15 protein-coding genes are annotated in these 17,197 nt (G+C 32.6%); 1 reads left to right on the top strand and 14 read right to left on the bottom strand.

Features of this window, described 5'->3' with window-relative positions:
• Positions 1-9: 9 nt before the first annotated feature.
• Complete coding sequence (betB, locus tag HMPREF2629_RS02265; protein WP_049419641.1) at positions 10-1,500, bottom strand: betaine-aldehyde dehydrogenase; 1,491 nt, start codon at positions 1,498-1,500, stop codon at positions 10-12.
• A 239-nt stretch (positions 1,501-1,739) separates the two neighbouring features.
• Here betB and HMPREF2629_RS02260 point away from each other — a divergent pair, with 239 nt between their 5' ends.
• Entirely contained in the window at positions 1,740-2,294 is a 555-nt protein-coding gene (locus tag HMPREF2629_RS02260; RefSeq protein ID WP_017175444.1) for a choline uptake/conversion transcriptional regulator CudC, read from the top strand.
• A gap of 93 nt (positions 2,295-2,387) precedes the next feature.
• Here HMPREF2629_RS02260 and HMPREF2629_RS02255 read toward each other — a convergent pair whose 3' ends face one another.
• The 13 genes from HMPREF2629_RS02255 to HMPREF2629_RS02195 form a co-directional block, all read right to left on the bottom strand.
• Positions 2,388-4,010 carry a BCCT family transporter gene (locus HMPREF2629_RS02255; protein ID WP_054105908.1) on the bottom strand — a complete coding sequence of 541 codons (1,623 nt, stop codon included), beginning with the start codon at positions 4,008-4,010 and terminating at the stop codon, positions 2,388-2,390.
• Positions 4,011-4,421: 411 nt separating this feature from the next.
• On the bottom strand, positions 4,422-5,714 hold the full coding sequence (locus HMPREF2629_RS02250) for an anaerobic C4-dicarboxylate transporter family protein (RefSeq protein WP_017175446.1): 1,293 nt from the start codon (positions 5,712-5,714) through the stop codon (positions 4,422-4,424).
• A 165-nt stretch (positions 5,715-5,879) separates the two neighbouring features.
• Positions 5,880-6,122, bottom strand: a complete 243-nt coding sequence (locus HMPREF2629_RS02245) for a hypothetical protein (protein WP_017175447.1) — start codon at positions 6,120-6,122, stop codon at positions 5,880-5,882.
• A 220-nt stretch (positions 6,123-6,342) separates the two neighbouring features.
• Entirely contained in the window at positions 6,343-7,125 is a 783-nt protein-coding gene (locus HMPREF2629_RS02240) for a CHAP domain-containing protein (RefSeq protein WP_049382376.1), read from the bottom strand.
• Positions 7,126-7,552: 427 nt separating this feature from the next.
• The gene (cysC, locus tag HMPREF2629_RS02235; RefSeq protein WP_048680071.1) at positions 7,553-8,152 is read right to left on the bottom strand and encodes an adenylyl-sulfate kinase; all 600 of its coding nucleotides are present in this window, start codon (positions 8,150-8,152) and stop codon (positions 7,553-7,555) included.
• Positions 8,153-8,170: 18 nt separating this feature from the next.
• The gene (gene sat, locus HMPREF2629_RS02230; RefSeq protein ID WP_049415760.1) at positions 8,171-9,349 is read right to left on the bottom strand and encodes a sulfate adenylyltransferase; all 1,179 of its coding nucleotides are present in this window, start codon (positions 9,347-9,349) and stop codon (positions 8,171-8,173) included.
• Positions 9,350-9,394: 45 nt separating this feature from the next.
• A complete protein-coding gene (locus tag HMPREF2629_RS02225) occupies positions 9,395-10,270 on the bottom strand; it encodes a sulfite exporter TauE/SafE family protein (RefSeq protein WP_049415761.1) in 876 nt (291 codons plus the stop codon).
• Positions 10,271-10,291: 21 nt separating this feature from the next.
• Entirely contained in the window at positions 10,292-10,903 is a 612-nt protein-coding gene (locus HMPREF2629_RS02220; protein WP_054105909.1) for an NAD(P)-binding protein, read from the bottom strand.
• Between the two features lie 33 nt (positions 10,904-10,936).
• Positions 10,937-11,701, bottom strand: coding sequence for a uroporphyrinogen-III C-methyltransferase (cobA, locus tag HMPREF2629_RS02215; protein WP_048761808.1), 765 nt, complete (start codon positions 11,699-11,701; stop codon positions 10,937-10,939).
• 36 nt (positions 11,702-11,737) lie between these two features.
• Positions 11,738-13,459 (bottom strand): assimilatory sulfite reductase (NADPH) hemoprotein subunit, encoded by a 1,722-nt coding sequence (cysI, locus tag HMPREF2629_RS02210; protein ID WP_054105910.1) that lies wholly within the window; start codon positions 13,457-13,459, stop codon positions 11,738-11,740.
• Positions 13,460-13,477: 18 nt separating this feature from the next.
• Entirely contained in the window at positions 13,478-15,331 is a 1,854-nt protein-coding gene (locus HMPREF2629_RS02205) for an assimilatory sulfite reductase (NADPH) flavoprotein subunit (protein WP_049419645.1), read from the bottom strand.
• 163 nt (positions 15,332-15,494) lie between these two features.
• Positions 15,495-16,226 carry a phosphoadenylyl-sulfate reductase gene (locus HMPREF2629_RS02200; RefSeq protein ID WP_054105911.1) on the bottom strand — a complete coding sequence of 244 codons (732 nt, stop codon included), beginning with the start codon at positions 16,224-16,226 and terminating at the stop codon, positions 15,495-15,497.
• A gap of 217 nt (positions 16,227-16,443) precedes the next feature.
• The gene (locus tag HMPREF2629_RS02195; protein ID WP_054105912.1) at positions 16,444-17,181 is read right to left on the bottom strand and encodes a zinc-ribbon domain-containing protein; all 738 of its coding nucleotides are present in this window, start codon (positions 17,179-17,181) and stop codon (positions 16,444-16,446) included.
• Positions 17,182-17,197 lie beyond the last annotated feature (16 nt).

The raw sequence follows: 17,197 nt of genomic DNA, 5'->3' as shown, positions 1-17,197 counted from the left end.
TTGTAAAAGTTATTTACTAAAGAAATTTACAGGTTCTGGATTTCTATTTGTAAGAATATGTTTAGAGATTAAGTATTCTTCTAATCCTTCTTTACCTAACTCACGTCCAATACCAGATTGTTTATAACCACCCCATGGCGCTTGAGCGAAGTAAGGATGGAAGTCATTAATCCAAACTGTGCCTAGTTTTAATTTATTAGCTACACGTTGTGCTTTTCCTATATCTTTAGAAAATACTGCACCTGCTAAACCATAAATTGAATCATTTGCGAGTGCAATCGCTTCTTCTTCATTATCGAACCCTTCTACTGTAACAACAGGGCCAAATACTTCTTCTTGAACAATTCTCATATGAGTATCGCAATTAGTGATTACAGTTGGTTCAAAGAATAAACCTTCTTTTAAATCTTCATCGTCTGGACGTTTCCCACCGATAGCAATTGTTGCACCATCATCTTTAGCAACTTTCATATATTTTTCAATTTTATCTCTATGTTCTGGAGAAATCACTGGACCCATTTCTGTGTCACTATCAAATCCATTACCTAATTTAATTTTTCCAACACGTTCAATTAAAGCTTTTTCAAATTTTTCTTTTATATTGTTATGAACTAAAATTCTTGAACCTGCTGAACAAACTTGACCTGCATGGAAATATCCGCCATTTAATGCTTGATCTACAGCTAATTCAAAATCAGCATCATCAAAAATAATATTTGGATTCTTTCCGCCAAGCTCTAATGCAATATTAGTTACATGATTTGCAGCATTCTTCATAATGTGTTTACCAGTTTCAATTCCACCTGTAAATGATACTAAATCAACTTCTTTATGACCTGATAATGTATCTCCTACTTCTTCACCACTACTTAATATTAGGTTGATAACCCCTTTAGGGAATCCAACCTCTTCCATTAATTCAAATACACGAATTGTTGTTAATGGCGTAATTTCACTTGGTTTCATTACTAATGAGCAACCAGTTGCTAATGCAGGTGCAATTTTCCATGAAGCTTGTAATAATGGATAATTCCAAGGCGTAATTTGTGTAACTACACCTACAGGTTCTTTAACAAGTTTACTTTCAGTGTTAGGTATTGGAGAATCAATAATTTCTCCTCCGTCTTTATCCGCCAAACCTGCAAAATAATTAAACACATTTGCAATATCATCCATATCTGCATAAGATTCCTCTAATGTCTTACCAGTATCTAGTGTTTCTAATTTGGCTAATTCATCACGATTTTCTGTAATTTTATCAGCAATTGCTCTTACTTTTTTACCTCTGACTTCACTTGTTTCTTGTGACCACTCACCATTTTCAAATGAACGACGTGCTGCTAAAATAGCTTGCTCTGCATCTTCCTTAGTACCTTCAGTAACAGTGAAAATCACTTCTTGATTATATGGATTAATAATATCTCTAGTATTTTTGTTAGCGCTCTCTACCCATTCACCATCGATATATTGGCGATTAGACAATGCTTTTACAAGTTCCATCATACTACCTCCGTTAAGTTTGTTAAATTTTTATTTAACGAATTTTACAAAAGTAGCTTATCATATTTTTTACGTCATTGCAAAAAGCATCTTTATATATTTTTTTATATTATTTTAAATATTATGGAAATTAAAATTGACTTTTGAAACTCATAAGAAAAAATCATATAATGAGTGAGAATGTAAAATTTGTGTTAATATTTCACATCTTATGAAAATCAAAATAAGTGAGGTGCAATATGAGCAATTCTAATAATATCAATCAAAAAATAGAGGAAGCGAAAGATTTAGTTATCAACTCAATTGGTGAAACAATGGATTTATATGGTACAAACCGTAGTGTTGGTAATCTTTACGGTACGATGGTTTTTGAAGGCAGTATGACGCTTGATGAAATGCGTGAACATTTACAAATGAGCAAACCTAGTATGAGTGCTGGTGTAAAAAAATTGCAAGAATACGATATCGTTAAGCAACAATTTACCCGTGGCAGTCGCAAACAACATTTTATAGCTGAGAAAGATTTCTTTAATTTTTTTCGAAACTTTTTCACACAAAAATGGGAACGTGAAGTCGATACAAATTTAGAAGCAACGAAAAAAGCAGAAAACATTCTTCAAAACATAATACAAACTAATAATTTAAGTGGAGAAGAAAAAGAAAAAATAGATCGTATACAATCCCAACTGAACCACACAAAATTATATTGTAAATGGTTAGAAAATTTAAGCTCTGCGATTGAATCTGGAGACATTTTCGAACATTATCCTATACCAAAAGAAGAAGAGTTATAACTTAATTCATTATCAATATGATTCAAAAATCCTCAGAAATTAGATTTATTATCTAATTTCTGAGGATTTTTAAATGTACTATCATTTTTTACATTATAAATTATCGTCTTCAGGGTCTGATTTAACTTGAACAATACGAAGTGAACGGCGCTCTACTTCTTTTAGTTTATCTGCTCTTGTTTCCAGTTTAATCCGATCTTTATTAAGTGTGATAATAAAGGATATCATCATAAACGTAAATATAAATAGAAGGGGTACACTTGCTAATAATGAAGCAGTCTTTAATACTTCAAGAGCTCGTTCTCCACCAACTAACATAAGGGAGAAAGGTAATAGACATAAAGCAAAAGCCCAGAATAAACGATTAGCTTTTAATGGTTCCCCTATTACCTTCTTCTGAGAAGCAGCCGCTAAAATATAAGAACCTGAATCAAATGTCGTTGCTAAGAATAAAAATGCAGATATTAAGAACAACACTATAATTAAAGAACCAAATGGCAATTGATGCATAACTTCTATAATTGTTGCTTCAGTACTATGTTTATTTAAAAAATCAACCACATTAAACTGTCCACTAATTTGTAAATAAACAGCATAATTACCAAAAATTCCAAAGAATAAGACACATCCCAATGTACCATAAGCAATTGTTCCTAATATGACTTCTTTGAGACGACGACCTTTTGAAATTCGAGCAATAAATAAACCAATAAATGGTGCATATACAAGCCACCATGACCAATAAAATATAGTCCAATCTTGAGGGAAATTTGTTTCATTACGGTTTCTAATTCCACCAAATGGCTCCATCCAAGTTGCCATATGGAAGAAATCTCGCATCATATTCCCAAAACCAGTTAAAGTTGTTTCCATAATAAAGATTGTTGGACCTACAATAAATACAAATGCAAGTAATAAGAATGATAACCATACGTTAATATCACTTAATTTTTGTATTCCTTTTTTCAAACCAGTATAAGAACTAATTGCAAAAATGACTGTGATTGTGAAAAGTATAATTGAGCGAATAACCATATTGTTTCCATCTATACCTGTTAATCGTTCAATTCCAGAAGAAATTAATGGCACACCTAATGCTAAAGAGGTTGCCGCTCCTCCTAATAGTCCAAATATAAATAAGATATCTACTAATTTACCTAAAAACTTATCAGTTTGTCCTTTCAATACTGGACGACAGGCTTGACTAATTTTATATACTGGTTGTTTCTTTACAAATACTAAATAGCCAATAGGCAAAGCTGGTAATACATAAATCGCCCATGCAATAGGTCCCCAATGGAACATACCATATTGCGTTGCATATGTAAGAGCCTCATCAGTCATTCCTTTAGCACCATTTGGAGGTACCTGATAATAGAAGGCCCATTCGATAACACCCCAATAAAGAATATCTGAACCAATACCTGCACAAAATAGCATTGCAGCCCAACTAAAATTATTGAATTCAGGTTTATCACTTGCTTTTCCTAAAGTCACATTACCATATCGGCCGAAAGCAATATAGAGTACAAAGGATAAAACGGCTAAACCTATAAATAAGTAAACAGATCCTATCGAGTTAGAAATAGCACTATTTATATCAGTAATAACTTTCTCACTTGCACTTGGAAAGACCATCATAGGTATAACTGCTGAAAGCAAGACAATAACAGTACCTATAAAGGTGGGCCAATCCATTATTTTTTCTTTTTTCAACTAAGATCCTCCTTTGAATATTATATGTACGACTTATATTTTATTTACGTGAATGATTCACATGATGACAATATCTAAAATTAAATAAAAATGCAAATTACATTCATAAAATTATTTTAGAAAACTGAATATTTATATATTTTATTCCATTGAAACTATCGAAAAAAATTAACTATATAAATAGTGTTAAATTAAAAATAAACGTTTTGAACAAATAATAAATTATAAACATTGAATTTTTATTCATTTTTAATGAATATATATTTTTTTGAAATTCTCTGTTTTAAAATAAAAATAAGAGAAGAATACAATTCTTCTCTTCAATATTCAAAAAGGCACAAAAGGCCTTCTCAATCTATTAAATTGTCATGAAACTTTAAATCGTTTATATTACAAATACTCTATTATAAACTAATATCCTAATATTATTTTTATTATAAAACCAACAATAACTGAAACACCTATTGCAAAGAATCCTGGAATAATAAAGCTTGTAGGTCGTGTACGTCCTGTTTCATCTAAATTAACTGCAAATAATAACGTTGGTTGCGCAGGTATAACAAAGTTAACATTTAATGTTTGTACCATTGCTACAAAATACATGGGTGGAATCCCCATACTCATGACGATGGGTACCATAATCGATGCTGTTGCTGTTTGTGAAATAACAATCATCGCTACTACAGCTACAAGAATAATCACAAGCCAGGGCATATTTTGAATCGTTTTGCCAACATCATTTTGTATGATATGTAAATTATGAGGTGCGTTAAATACTGTCGCACCTAACCAACCAGGTCCGAGTACTGCAAATAATGCACCAATAGCAGATTGTGTAATATTTGAAGATAGAATATCACTCGTATTCACTTTCAACATCAATAAATTAATTGCTGCACTTAAATACATAAAGAATTGTACAATCTCTGTCATTGATACAGTGACATCTTTTCCATTGACATTAAATGAAGGCATGAATTGAGGAAAAATACCAAACGTAAGAATACCAAACACACACAAAATAAATGCTAAAACACCTATCTTTACTCTAGTAGAAAAAGCATGATTTACATCAACGTCAGGTGTATGAGCAATTTCACTTTCAGTAATTGTATTTTTACGTCCTACAAACGTACAAAATATACTTAACATAAACATAGTGATTAATGATGTAGGTAAGACAATACTCAAATATTGACCCATTGAAATTTCATGACCTGCAAGTACTGAAATAACATAGGCTGTTGCAGATGCAGCTGGACTACAAAGTAAAGCCAAATTAGCAGTTAGTACTGAAGCAATCAGTGGTCGCTTAGGTTGGATTTTAGCTTTTACTGCGGTTTGAGCAATAATAGGTTCTAGTGATAAAGCAATATTTGCAGTCCCTACTCCAAATACGAAGACAAATACAATCATAGGCGCAATAAAAATAATTGATTTTGGAAATCGTTCAATAATTTTCGAAGCAAGATAGACAAGATAATCAATTCCGCCTGTAGCTTGTAGCGTTCCTCCAGCTATACCAATTGCCAGAATAATTAGTACTGCTGTAACAGGGGCAGAACCAGGAGGAAGTTGAAATCCAAATATCATAATCAGTTGGGCCACAATAGCAAAAATACCACAGCCTAAAGCACCTGCTGTGCGCAATCCTAGCATAATGGCTACAATCATTATGATAATTTCTACTATAAACAGTAGCATTATAATAACTCCTAACTTTAAATAGTTCATGTGAATTTTTTAACATATATATTTTATCACTTTTATTTGTTAAAAGTATATAATTGCATAAAGTTAATTAATATAAATATTTTGATAAGAAAAAACCTTTAAAAATCAAAAAGATTCTTAAAGGTTTATCAATATTTATTGTTTTTTATAATCTTCTTTGAGTGATGCACGACCTTCTTCATCATATACTACGTCATCATCGGTATGCCCTTTTGCCATTTTAAGATTTTTCTCAATACGTGCTTCTTCTTCTTTTTTAGAACGACTTCTATAAAAGCGTTCCTCAAAAAGTGAACCCCAAATGAGACCAAATATGACGCCAATCGTAATTACCACAATTGCGATCACTAGGATCCATTGAAGTACTCCTAACGCCATTGTGAATCACCACCTTTATATTTGAACACTATAGGAATTAGTAGTTATATATTTCCCTTTATAAAGTGATTTAAATCATATTAAATGTAATTTTTAAAAATAAAAAAGAGCAAGTTAGAATTCGTTTTGAATTCATATACTTGCTCTTTTAAATAACGTTATTGTTTAAATATCTTAGTCATTATTTTACATTAATTTTTAAATAGTTCATTTCCTTAAATTATGAAATGTAATTGTATGAACTTGCTTGACTTGCTGAAATTGTACGTGTAGATACTACACCTACGCCTTGATAGTTCATTTCAGATACTGTAACAGAACCATCACTATTTACACTTTCAACATATGCAACGTGACCATAACCACCTTGAGTCGTTTGCATTACAGCACCTGCTTTAGGTGTATTGTTTACAGTATAACCAGATTGCGCTGCTGCGTTAGCCCAGTTATTTGCATTTCCCCAAGTATTACCAATTGTGCCACCAACTTTGTCATATACATAATATGTACATTGACCCCAAGTATAGTAATTCGCACCTGAATTTGTTTTACCTGAGAATGCTTGAGTTGAAGCAGTTGATTGTGTTCTTGGTGCACTTTGAGTTGTAACTTTTACATTACTATCTGATGTTGACGCAGTGTTAGCGCCTAAACCACCTGTCGTATTATTAGTTGTATAAGATTGATTGTTGTTAGTAGATGTTTGGTTATTATTTGTTGTATATGAATAATTACTATTGTAATTATAGCTATTATTATTGTAATTATTATAGCTAGATTGACTATTATTTGAATCATTAGTGTGATTTAAACGATCAGGACTCCAATTACCTTGCCATGTGTAATGATAGTTACCTTGTTGATCAATTGTATAAGAGTAGCTATATGAAGTTGGGTCATTAGGGTTATATCCATTATTTTCCGCTGCATGTGCGTCATGATGCGCAAATCCAACTGTAGCGATTCCGGCTGTGGCGATAGTTACTGTAGCGATTTTTTTCATAATTAAATATCCTCCTAGAATTTTAAAACATTCTTCCTTTATTTATCACGTGGCTACTTTCAAATGACATCTCAATATTAAATTACTTCGAATTATTTTTTCTCGTTAATTAACGACAAGACATACTTTATCAGATAAACAAGCGTTTGTGGGCGTTGTTAATACCTTGTAATTGAATCATAATAATACGACGGTTTTTGTAATTAAATCTCTCTTTTGTTACATCATTCAAAACACTTTAATATCAATCTTTTTATCAATTTAATCAACAGTGTCATTACAAATGATGTAATATATCTGATTATTTTAAATATGTTTTATTTCATAACATAGGGGAATATTATTTATTATTTTCAAGAATGTATAGCAAAAAACGAGTGAGATAACATTCATTTTGAATTCGTTATCTCACTCGTTTGGTTATTCATTAAATATATTGGTGTTCTTTTAAGTAATTAAGAATATGTTCAACTGATTCATCTATACTTTGTGTTTCAGTATTAATAGTTATTTCAGGATGTTTTGGCGCTTCATAAGGTGCACTAATTCCTGTAAATTCTTTAATTTCACCTGAACGTGCTTTTTCATATAAACCTTTAGGGTCTCGTTTCTCACATTCTTCTACACTACACTCCGTATATACTTCAATGAATTCTCCGTCTTCTAGAATGTCACGTACTTCATCACGATCTTCTCTATATGGAGAAATAAATGCAGTAATTGCTATTGTTCCTGCATCTACAAGCAATTTACTTACTTCACCGATACGACGAATATTTTCTTTACGGTCTTCTGGACTAAAACCTAAGTTTTTATTTAAACCGTGACGGACATTATCGCCATCTAATCGATATGAATGTTTACCTTCTTCAAATAAAGCTTTTTCAAGTGCCACAGAGATTGTTGACTTACCAGAACCAGATAAACCTGTAAACCAAATGACAGCACTTTTATGATCATTTTGACGTTGTCTATCTTCTTTAGTTACTTCTGAATCATGCCATGTAATATTTGTTGATTGACTCATTTTATATACTCCCCCAAATTACTTTTGTCTTAATCCTTTAATTAATACTTCTGCAACTTCAGGTCTTGAGAATTCTTTTGGTAATGATTCGCCATTACGTAATTTTTCTCTTACTTTTGTACCACTTAAATGTACATGGTCTGATGCATCGTGTGGACACGTTTTAGCTGTAGCCATATTGCCACATTTTTCGCAGTAAAATGCATGTTCAAATTTTAAAATATGAATATCTAATTCATCTTCAAATTGAGAGATAAGCTCTTGTGCTTCATAAGTACCATAATAATCACCAACACCTGCGTGATCACGTCCAACAATAAAGTGTGTACAACCATAATTTTTACGAACTGTAGCATGTAAAATTGCTTCACGTGGACCTGCATAACGCATCGCTGCAGGATAGATAACTAAACGTGCTCTATCTTTAGGAAAGTAATTTTTCAAGATAGCTTGATAACTTTCCATACGTACATCTGCAGGGATATCATCTGCTTTAGTTTCGCCAACTAAAGGATTTAATAATAAGCCATCTACAATTTCTAATGCAGATTTTTGAATATATTCATGTGCACGGTGGACAGGATTACGTGTTTGGAATCCGACTACTGTTTTCCACCCTAAGTCTTTGAATAATTGACGTGTTTCAGCAGGATCTAAATGATAATCTGAAAATTCATCATGTTTAGGACGATTTACTAATTGAATAGGACCTGCTAAATAAACATTTCCTTTTTCATATACTTTTTTAACACCTGGATGGGCTTCTTCAGTCGTACCGTAGACATTTTGAGCTTCTTTTTCTTTATCATACGTATATTTTTCTTCAAGTTTTAAAGTACCATAAAGTACGCCATCTTCACCATATAAAGCAATATCATCACCAATATTAAGTTCATTCGCCTGTGCCTCAGTGACAGGTAAAGTGATAGGAATACTCCATACTAGTCCATTTTCAAGATGTGTATCTTCAACAACTTTTTTATAATCCGCTTCCCCCATAAATCCAGTAAGTGGACTAAAGCCACCAATAGCTATTAATTCTAAATCTGAAATTGACCAAGGATTTAAAGTTAATGATTTAAAAGCGTTCGCTTTTTCAATTAATGCTTCTCTTTCTTTTCCTTCTACAACTCGATTAATTAACTCTCCACCATGTGGCTTAATTGTATAATTGATAATATCTTCATTTGTTGGCATCGTTGATAACTCCTTTTCTAATTATTTTGATTAGTTTACTCGGCTTTATTTATAAGAAAAAGACAATTTTTTGTTACGAATAATAGTAATAATAACTAATACAATAATCGCACAAATAATTGCGAATCGAATAACATTTGTCACTGTAGTGTCTTGGATGAAATACGTCATTAAAGCATTACTATTTGTAAAAATAATAAGACCACTTACACAAATTGCTAAAATATTAATGGGTAATATTTTAGTTAAATAGGCTGAAATTGGTGCGGCAATCATACCGCCTATACTTAATGCAATGACAAACCACCAATTAATTTGAGTAAATCCTAAAAAGATAATAAAACTTAATGATGTTGAAAGTGTTACAAAAAATTCACTTGCAGACACTGTACCAATGGCATAGCGTGGTTGAATTTTACGACTTGCAAGTAACAACGGTGTATTGACTGGTCCCCAGCCTCCACCACCGATGGCATCTAGAAAACCAGCAACGGCCCCTTGTGGAACAAGTTTCGCACTACTAAGTGTGCCTACGTGTGTATGAATGGCTTTGTGACGTTTAAATAAGAACTGATACAAAATATAAAAACCCATTGAAAGTAAGAATAGTGCTATATAAGGTTTAATATAGTCACCATGTATTTGAGTTAATAATGCTGCACCGATAAATCCACTGATTGATCCTGGTATTGCGAGTTTCAACATGGTTGGCTTATGTACATTTTCAAATTTCCAATGTGATGTACCAGATGCAGCAGTCGTTGCTATTTCTGAAAAATGTACCGTTGCTGAAACAATCGCAGGTGCTATGCCGTATGTTAATAATATAGATGATGAGGAGGCACCGAATCCCATTCCGAGTGATCCATCAACAAGTTGTGCTAAAAATCCAGCTAATGCAAATATAAACAATTTTCTCATATATCACATATCCCTTCATACCTAAACTTGCAAATGAAGCCATCGTGTGAATTCTCGTTGCTTAACCTCATCTAAATACTCATCAGATAAAATGTGTTGTAATAACTCCTGTTTCCTAGATGGCTCGATTGATAATCGTTTAATTAGTTGTCTACTTTCATATAAAAAATCAATATACATTTCATATGATTCATCGTACATATCGCTTATTCTTGAAATAATTTTTTTATTCAATTTAGGACTTGCTCCATTGGTTGACACGCTAATAGAAAGTTTTCCACGTTTTAAAATACTTGGAATCGTAACATTTCCAACTTGGGCTTTCGAAGCATGATTACACAATGCATGATGAGGAACACTTTCTAACACCTTTGTATTGACGTCGTTATTATTTGTGGCAATCACTACAAGGTCGGCATGTTCAACATCTTGTGGCTCAAATTCTTTTTGACTCCAAGTGATATTTTCGTTATCTAATAATTCTTTTAAAGTTGTTGAAATATTAGGACTAACAATATGAACATCAGCACAATATTCGATTAAAGTTGAAGCTCGTTTCGTTGCAACTTTCCCGCCACCTACTATGACAATCGATTTCTGGTTTAAATCAATCATGAGCGGCATATGGTTCATATTGTCGTCCTCCTATATTAGATATTTTTCAAATTATGGTAATGTCATTTCAACATCTGATACTTGTTCTTTGAACCAGCTAATTTTTTGGCGCATATTTACAACATCACCAATCACAATCATTGCAGGATTTTTGATTTCAGATGCACGTTGTACAATGCTACCTAATGTTCCAGTGACTGTTTTTTGAGAAACTGTTGTCCCTAAATGTACTAACGCTACAGGTGTATCTACTGACTTACCATGACGCACTAATAGTTCACAAATTTCAGGCAAACGTTTTACACCCATATAAATACACAATGTTTCAGGACCATGCGCTAAATGTTCCCAATATGCTTCTTTCGTCATACCTGGTTTATTCACAGCTGTAACAAACGCAACTGAGGAACTATAATCTCTGTGAGTAACAGGAATTCCTGCATAAGCAGGAGCTGCAATTCCTGATGTAATACCAGGAACAACTTCAAATGGAATTTGATTATCCGCTAATATCTCTGCTTCTTCACCACCACGTCCAAAAACGAAAGGATCGCCACCCTTTAATCGTGTAATGGTATGACCTTTTTTCGCTAAATTCACTAACATACGATTTGTTTCCTCTTGTGGCAATGAATGCTTATTTGGATCTTTACCACAATAGAAGAACTTTGTGTTTGGTTTTGCAAAATCTAAAATCTCTTTATTTACTAAGCGATCATATAAAATCACATCTGACGCTTGAATCGCTTTCATACCTTTTACAGTTATTAAATCAGGATCACCAGGTCCTGCACCTACAAGATAAACCTTTCCCATCTTATCACCCCGTTCGCCTTCTATTTCTTTAAAAAATCAGCTGTGAAAATCTCTACCATCATGAACTTTAGCTACTACACCCGAACGAATAACGAAGTCACCGAAATGTTCACCTTCGAGACGTGATTTTCCATAATCCATTAAAATTGGTCTTAAGCTTTCAAGGATTTCCTTTTCATCGATGTTTTCTTTGTATAGTTTATTTAAGCGATCACCGTTAAAGCTTCCGCCTAAATACATATTATATTTGCCAGGCGCTTTACCAATAAATGCAATCTCAGCTAATGCAGGTCTTGCACAACCATTAGGACAACCTGTCATACGTATAGTAATCTCTTCTTCACTAACACCAGCTTCATCTAATAAATCTTCAATTTTAGATAATAGCGTTGGTAAATAACGTTCTGATTCAGCCATTGCTAAACCACAAGTTGGAAATGCTACACAAGCCATTGAATTACGTCTTAAACCACTATAATTTTTACCATCAGTTAAACCGTATTTATCAATAAGAGATTGAATATCTGCTTTTTTCTCTTCAGTTACATTAGCAATAATTAAATTTTGATTTGGAGATAATCTAAAATCACCAGTATGTGTTTCTGCAATTTCTCTTAACGCCGTTTTTAACTTATAGTCTTCTGTATCTTTTACACGTCCATTTTGAATGAATAATGTATAATTCCATACACCTTTTTCACCTTCAATCCAACCTAAACGATCGCCATTATGTTCAAATTTAAATTCACGAGCTTCACTGATTTCCCAGCCTAGACGTGTATTTAATTCTTTAACAATATTATCTACACCAAAACGATCTACTGTGTATTTAAAACGTGCATTTTTACGATTTGAACGATTACCAAGATCACGTTGAATTGTAAGTAATACTTCACATACATCTATGACTTTATTTTTAGGAATAAATCCAGCAATGCGTCCTACTTGAGGGTATGTATCTGGATTACCATGCGTCATACCCATGCCGCCACCAATAGCCACATTAAATCCAACGAGTTCATCATTTTCTACAATTGCAATTAAACCAATATCTTGTGAAAATACATCAATATCGTTTGATGGTGGTACGGCAATACCAATTTTAAATTTACGTGGTAAATATTTTTCCCCGTACATTGGTTCTACTTCTTCTTTAGAATCAAGCACTTTCTCTCCATCTAACCAAATTTCATGATAGGCATTCGTTTTAGGTAATAAATGATCACTGATAGCTGTAGCATAATCAAGTATTTCTTTATTAATATTTGATTGATATGGATTTGGGTTACACATTGTATTACGATTGACATCCCCACATGCTGCAATCGTATCTAACACTGATTCATTAATTTTTTTCATAGATGATTTTAAATTTCGTTTTAAAATACCATGAAATTGGAATGTTTGACGTGTTGTTAATTTCAATGTATGATTCGCATAATTATTAGAAATATCATCCATTGCAATCCATTGTTCAGGTGTTGCTTTACCTCCAGGTAGTCGCACACGAATCATGAAAGCATATGCAGGTTCTAATTTTTGTTTACGACGTTCATCACGTACATCTCGGTCATCTTGTTGATAGCTCCCATGAAACTTAAGTAATTTGGTATCATCATCAGAAATAGCACCAGTTAAAGGATCTGCTAAACCTTCTTCAATCGTACCGCGTAAATAATTACTTTCAGTTTTTAAATGTTCTAACGCATCAAGGTTTTCATTTAACTCATCAGCAATTTGTTTAATCGTTTTAGCCATTCACTCTCCACCCTTTCTTTAGTACACGTCACGTTGATAACGTTTATCTTTTTTCATTTGTTTTAAGTAGCTTTCAGCATCTTCTTCAGTTAAATTTTGTTCTTTCACTAATACATTGCGAATAGCTTGATGTACATCTTTAGCCATATTTTTTTCATCACCACAAATATAGATAGATGCACCTTTTTCTAACCACTCATTAAATTCTTTACTATGTTCAGCAATGCGATGTTGTACATATACTTTTTGATCTGTATCACGGGAGAAAGCGACATTCATTTTTTCAAGAACACCATCTTTTAACCATTCTTGCCATTCTGTTTGATATAAGAAATCAGTAGTAAAGTGTTGATCGCCGAAGAATAACCACGTATTACCTTTATAACCATATTCTTCACGTTCTTGCATATGTGCTCTAAATGGCGCAATTCCTGTACCAGGTCCTATCATAATAACAGGCGTATCTCCATCTTTAGGGAATTTAAAGTTTGGATTACGTTTAAGATAAATTGGAACAGTATCTCCTGGTTGAATACGTTCAGCAAATTGAACGGAACATACACCTGAACGATCTCTACCGTGTGTATTATATCTTACTGCACCAACCGTAATGTGAACTTCATCAGGTAATGATTGATAACTACTTGATATAGAATATTCTCTAGGAGGTAATTTTCTAAGGATTTGATATAAATCTTCAGGTTCTAATTCTTCAGGTGGGAAATCATTGAGTAAATCAATAAAATCTCTACCTTCAATATAATTTTGTATCCACTCACTATCTTGAACTTTGTCTTCTAACGCTTCATTATCAAAATATGCTGCTGCATTTTGAAGTAATGGTCTCGTTAATTTTGTAATTTCAAAGTAAGATGTTAATGCTTCTTCTAAAGAAATCGTATCTCCATCTTCTGAGATTTGAATTTGATCTCCCGGATCCCATCCTAATGTACTCATCAGTAATTCAACTAAAGCTGGATCATTTTGTGGTAAAACGACTAAGCAATCTCCTACTTCATATTCTTCACCAAAATTATCTAATAAGAATTCAATATGACGTGTTTCTTTATTCGATCCTCTACCATTTAAATTAATATTTTCTAATACTTCAGCTTGGTATGGATTCGCTTTTGAGTATTTTTTCTCTTTCGCAGATTTAATTGATTCACTTACAACTTGTTCACTTTGTGTACCTTCAGGTGCTGAGTCAATAGTATTAATGACATTAGCCATCCATTTTTCGGCATCTTCTTCATAATCCACATCACAATCAACACGTTCATATAATCGTTCGGCACCAAGTTCTTCAAGTTTTTTATCAAAATCTTTACCTGTTTGACAGAAGAACTCATAAGTTTGGTCACCTAATGCAAGTACTGAAAATCTTACTCCCTCTAATTTAGGGGCTTTTCTACCATGAATAAATTCATGTAATTCGGCTGCATTATCCGGTGGATCTCCTTCACCTTGTGTGGAAGTAATAATAAATAAATCTTCAACATTTTTAAGATTTTTAGGTTTAAATTCATCCATGGCTTTTAACGTTACATTATGTCCAATATTTGAAAGACGTTCTTCAAATATTTCTGCTAAACCTTGTGCATTTCCTGTTTCTGAACCATATAATAATGTAATCGCTCGTTTTTCAGGTTGAATTGTTGGTTCATTTTGTTGAAGCATTGTTTCAGTATCCTTTGAAACAGCTCCTATTTGTGAACCTTGTGTGTCAGATGTTCCTGATGTAAGTTGTTGATTTGCGACTAAATAGCCACTTAACCATACTTTTTGTTCTGGTGTAAGTGTCTGTAATAATTCATTAATTTGTGTGGCTTGTCCTTCAGTAAAAGGACTATTGGTAACACTTAGATTCAATTCATCCACCTCTATCATTTCAATCTTTATTTTGTTTTAAAATACTTACTATCTCTATATTATGTAATCTATATTCGACTTTCCAGTAAAAATCGAATATAGAATATTTTTAAATCCTTATCAGAATACTATGTTTTTTGTATAAAATTTTTTAAACCTTACGTCACGGTTTATCTGCAACATGAAGTCCACATTCTGTTTTTTCAAAACTTGACCAACGTCCTGCTCTGGAATCATCTGAATTGAATACTGGCGCTGTACAAGGAATACAACCAATACTTGGATAATGCTGGTCATGCAGTTCATTATAAGGTAAATCGTGCTGTTTAATATAATCCCAAACGTCATCTTCCGTCCAATAAATTAAAGGACATACTTTAATCGATTTAAAACGTTCATCTTTATTAACGAAATTTGTTTTAGCACGAGTCGGAGATTGATCTCTTCGTAGTCCCGAAATCCAGGCAATCGCCCCACCTAGTACCTCTTCTAAAGGTTTAATTTTACGAATATAACAACATTGATTTGGATTATTTTTCCATAATGCAGGATTGTATTTCTCAGCTTGTTCTTCAAGCGTCAATTCTGGTTTCTTCATTTCAATACGTAACTTAGGAAAACGTTCTTTTACTCTATCAATTAAATCGTATGTTTCTTGAAAATGTAAATCTGTATCTAAAAATACAATTTGAGCATCTGGTTTAATTTGATAAATCAAATTAATAAGTACCATGCTCTCTGCCCCAAAACTACATGAGTAAACGATATCTTCACCATACGTAGTATAAGCCCATTTTAAAATTTCATAGGCACCCTTTGTCGCGTCGTCAGTAGAAATGGAGTCAATAAATGGATCACCATCAAAACTCTCATACGTTATCTTTGATACTGACATAAACCTATGGTCCCTCCTCAGTATTTACAAATTTATTAATCTAATACCTATCAGAATTGTCAGAATAATATGCTAATACTTTAACGAGTTTTGAGGAGAAAGTCAAGAAAGTTTAGGGAATATTTGCTTTAAAATAAAAATACATTTTTTATTCGAACTAAAAAAATAATATTAATAAAAAAAGTGCAATATCCTATTATGGACTCGCACTTTTTTATTAATATTCTGGAACCGCAAATATAAGTCCCACCTTATCTCCATCTAAATATACTACAATTTCATAACCATTTCCTTTGATATTGTTATAAACAATATCTCTAAAATTTTTTTTATCATAATTATTGTAATGACTTATAAATTCTTCTTCACTTATATTATTTGGAGCAATTCCCACTGAAGTGACAATCTTTTCTTTAGAGTGTGGATCGTAATTAACTGCCAAATCTCCATACTTAATAGATTCATGATCCATACCATCAATATGAATTTTTCCTGTTGATTTTCCAACTATCCTCTCAACTTCCTTTTCAGTCATTCCTGGCTTTATCCCCATATATCCATTCAATGTATTTTTATGCATGAAATTTTCTAAGAAATCATCACTCATTACATTAATCTGTGGTGATTTCTTATTCTCTATCGTTTCTTTCCCTTCCTTATCAGGATCATTTGGAACTTTACCTTCTTCACTATCTTTTTTAGATACTTGATGCACTGGTGTATCTTTTTTAGGTGCATCTACTGGTCTGACAAAAAAGTAATAATACGTCGAACATGCTACGACAATCATTGCAATAACTAAAATGACAATTACAATAAAAGACCATTTTTTTCGCTTTGAATTAGTGATCATTTGATTTCTATATTGCTCAAATGCTTCTAGATCATTCCCACATTGATTACAAAAGCGTTGAGTTTCATGAATATGATTCCCACAACGTGGACAATATTTCATTTTATTACCTACTTTC

Origin of the sequence: Staphylococcus sp. HMSC034C12, assembly GCF_001835895.1 — a bacterium.
GTDB classification, from domain to species: domain Bacteria; phylum Bacillota; class Bacilli; order Staphylococcales; family Staphylococcaceae; genus Staphylococcus; species Staphylococcus hominis.
This window is presented reverse-complemented; position numbering and strand designations above follow the sequence as displayed.

Excerpts from the sequence above, each read along its gene's own strand:
- betB (WP_049419641.1), bottom strand. The coding sequence starts at position 1,500 with ATGGAACTTGTAAAAGCATTGTCTAATCGCCAATATATCGATGGTGAA.
- HMPREF2629_RS02260 (WP_017175444.1), top strand. The coding sequence starts at position 1,740 with ATGAGCAATTCTAATAATATCAATCAAAAAATAGAGGAAGCGAAAGAT.
- HMPREF2629_RS02250 (WP_017175446.1), bottom strand. The coding sequence starts at position 5,714 with ATGCTACTGTTTATAGTAGAAATTATCATAATGATTGTAGCCATTATG.
- HMPREF2629_RS02245 (WP_017175447.1), bottom strand. The coding sequence starts at position 6,122 with ATGGCGTTAGGAGTACTTCAATGGATCCTAGTGATCGCAATTGTGGTA.
- HMPREF2629_RS02240 (WP_049382376.1), bottom strand. The coding sequence starts at position 7,125 with ATGAAAAAAATCGCTACAGTAACTATCGCCACAGCCGGAATCGCTACA.
- cysC (WP_048680071.1), bottom strand. The coding sequence starts at position 8,152 with ATGAGTCAATCAACAAATATTACATGGCATGATTCAGAAGTAACTAAA.
- sat (WP_049415760.1), bottom strand. The coding sequence starts at position 9,349 with ATGCCAACAAATGAAGATATTATCAATTATACAATTAAGCCACATGGT.
- HMPREF2629_RS02225 (WP_049415761.1), bottom strand. The coding sequence starts at position 10,270 with ATGAGAAAATTGTTTATATTTGCATTAGCTGGATTTTTAGCACAACTT.
- HMPREF2629_RS02220 (WP_054105909.1), bottom strand. The coding sequence starts at position 10,903 with ATGAACCATATGCCGCTCATGATTGATTTAAACCAGAAATCGATTGTC.
- cobA (WP_048761808.1), bottom strand. The coding sequence starts at position 11,701 with ATGGGAAAGGTTTATCTTGTAGGTGCAGGACCTGGTGATCCTGATTTA.
- cysI (WP_054105910.1), bottom strand. The coding sequence starts at position 13,459 with ATGGCTAAAACGATTAAACAAATTGCTGATGAGTTAAATGAAAACCTT.
- HMPREF2629_RS02200 (WP_054105911.1), bottom strand. The coding sequence starts at position 16,226 with ATGTCAGTATCAAAGATAACGTATGAGAGTTTTGATGGTGATCCATTT.
- HMPREF2629_RS02195 (WP_054105912.1), bottom strand. The coding sequence starts at position 17,181 with ATGAAATATTGTCCACGTTGTGGGAATCATATTCATGAAACTCAACGC.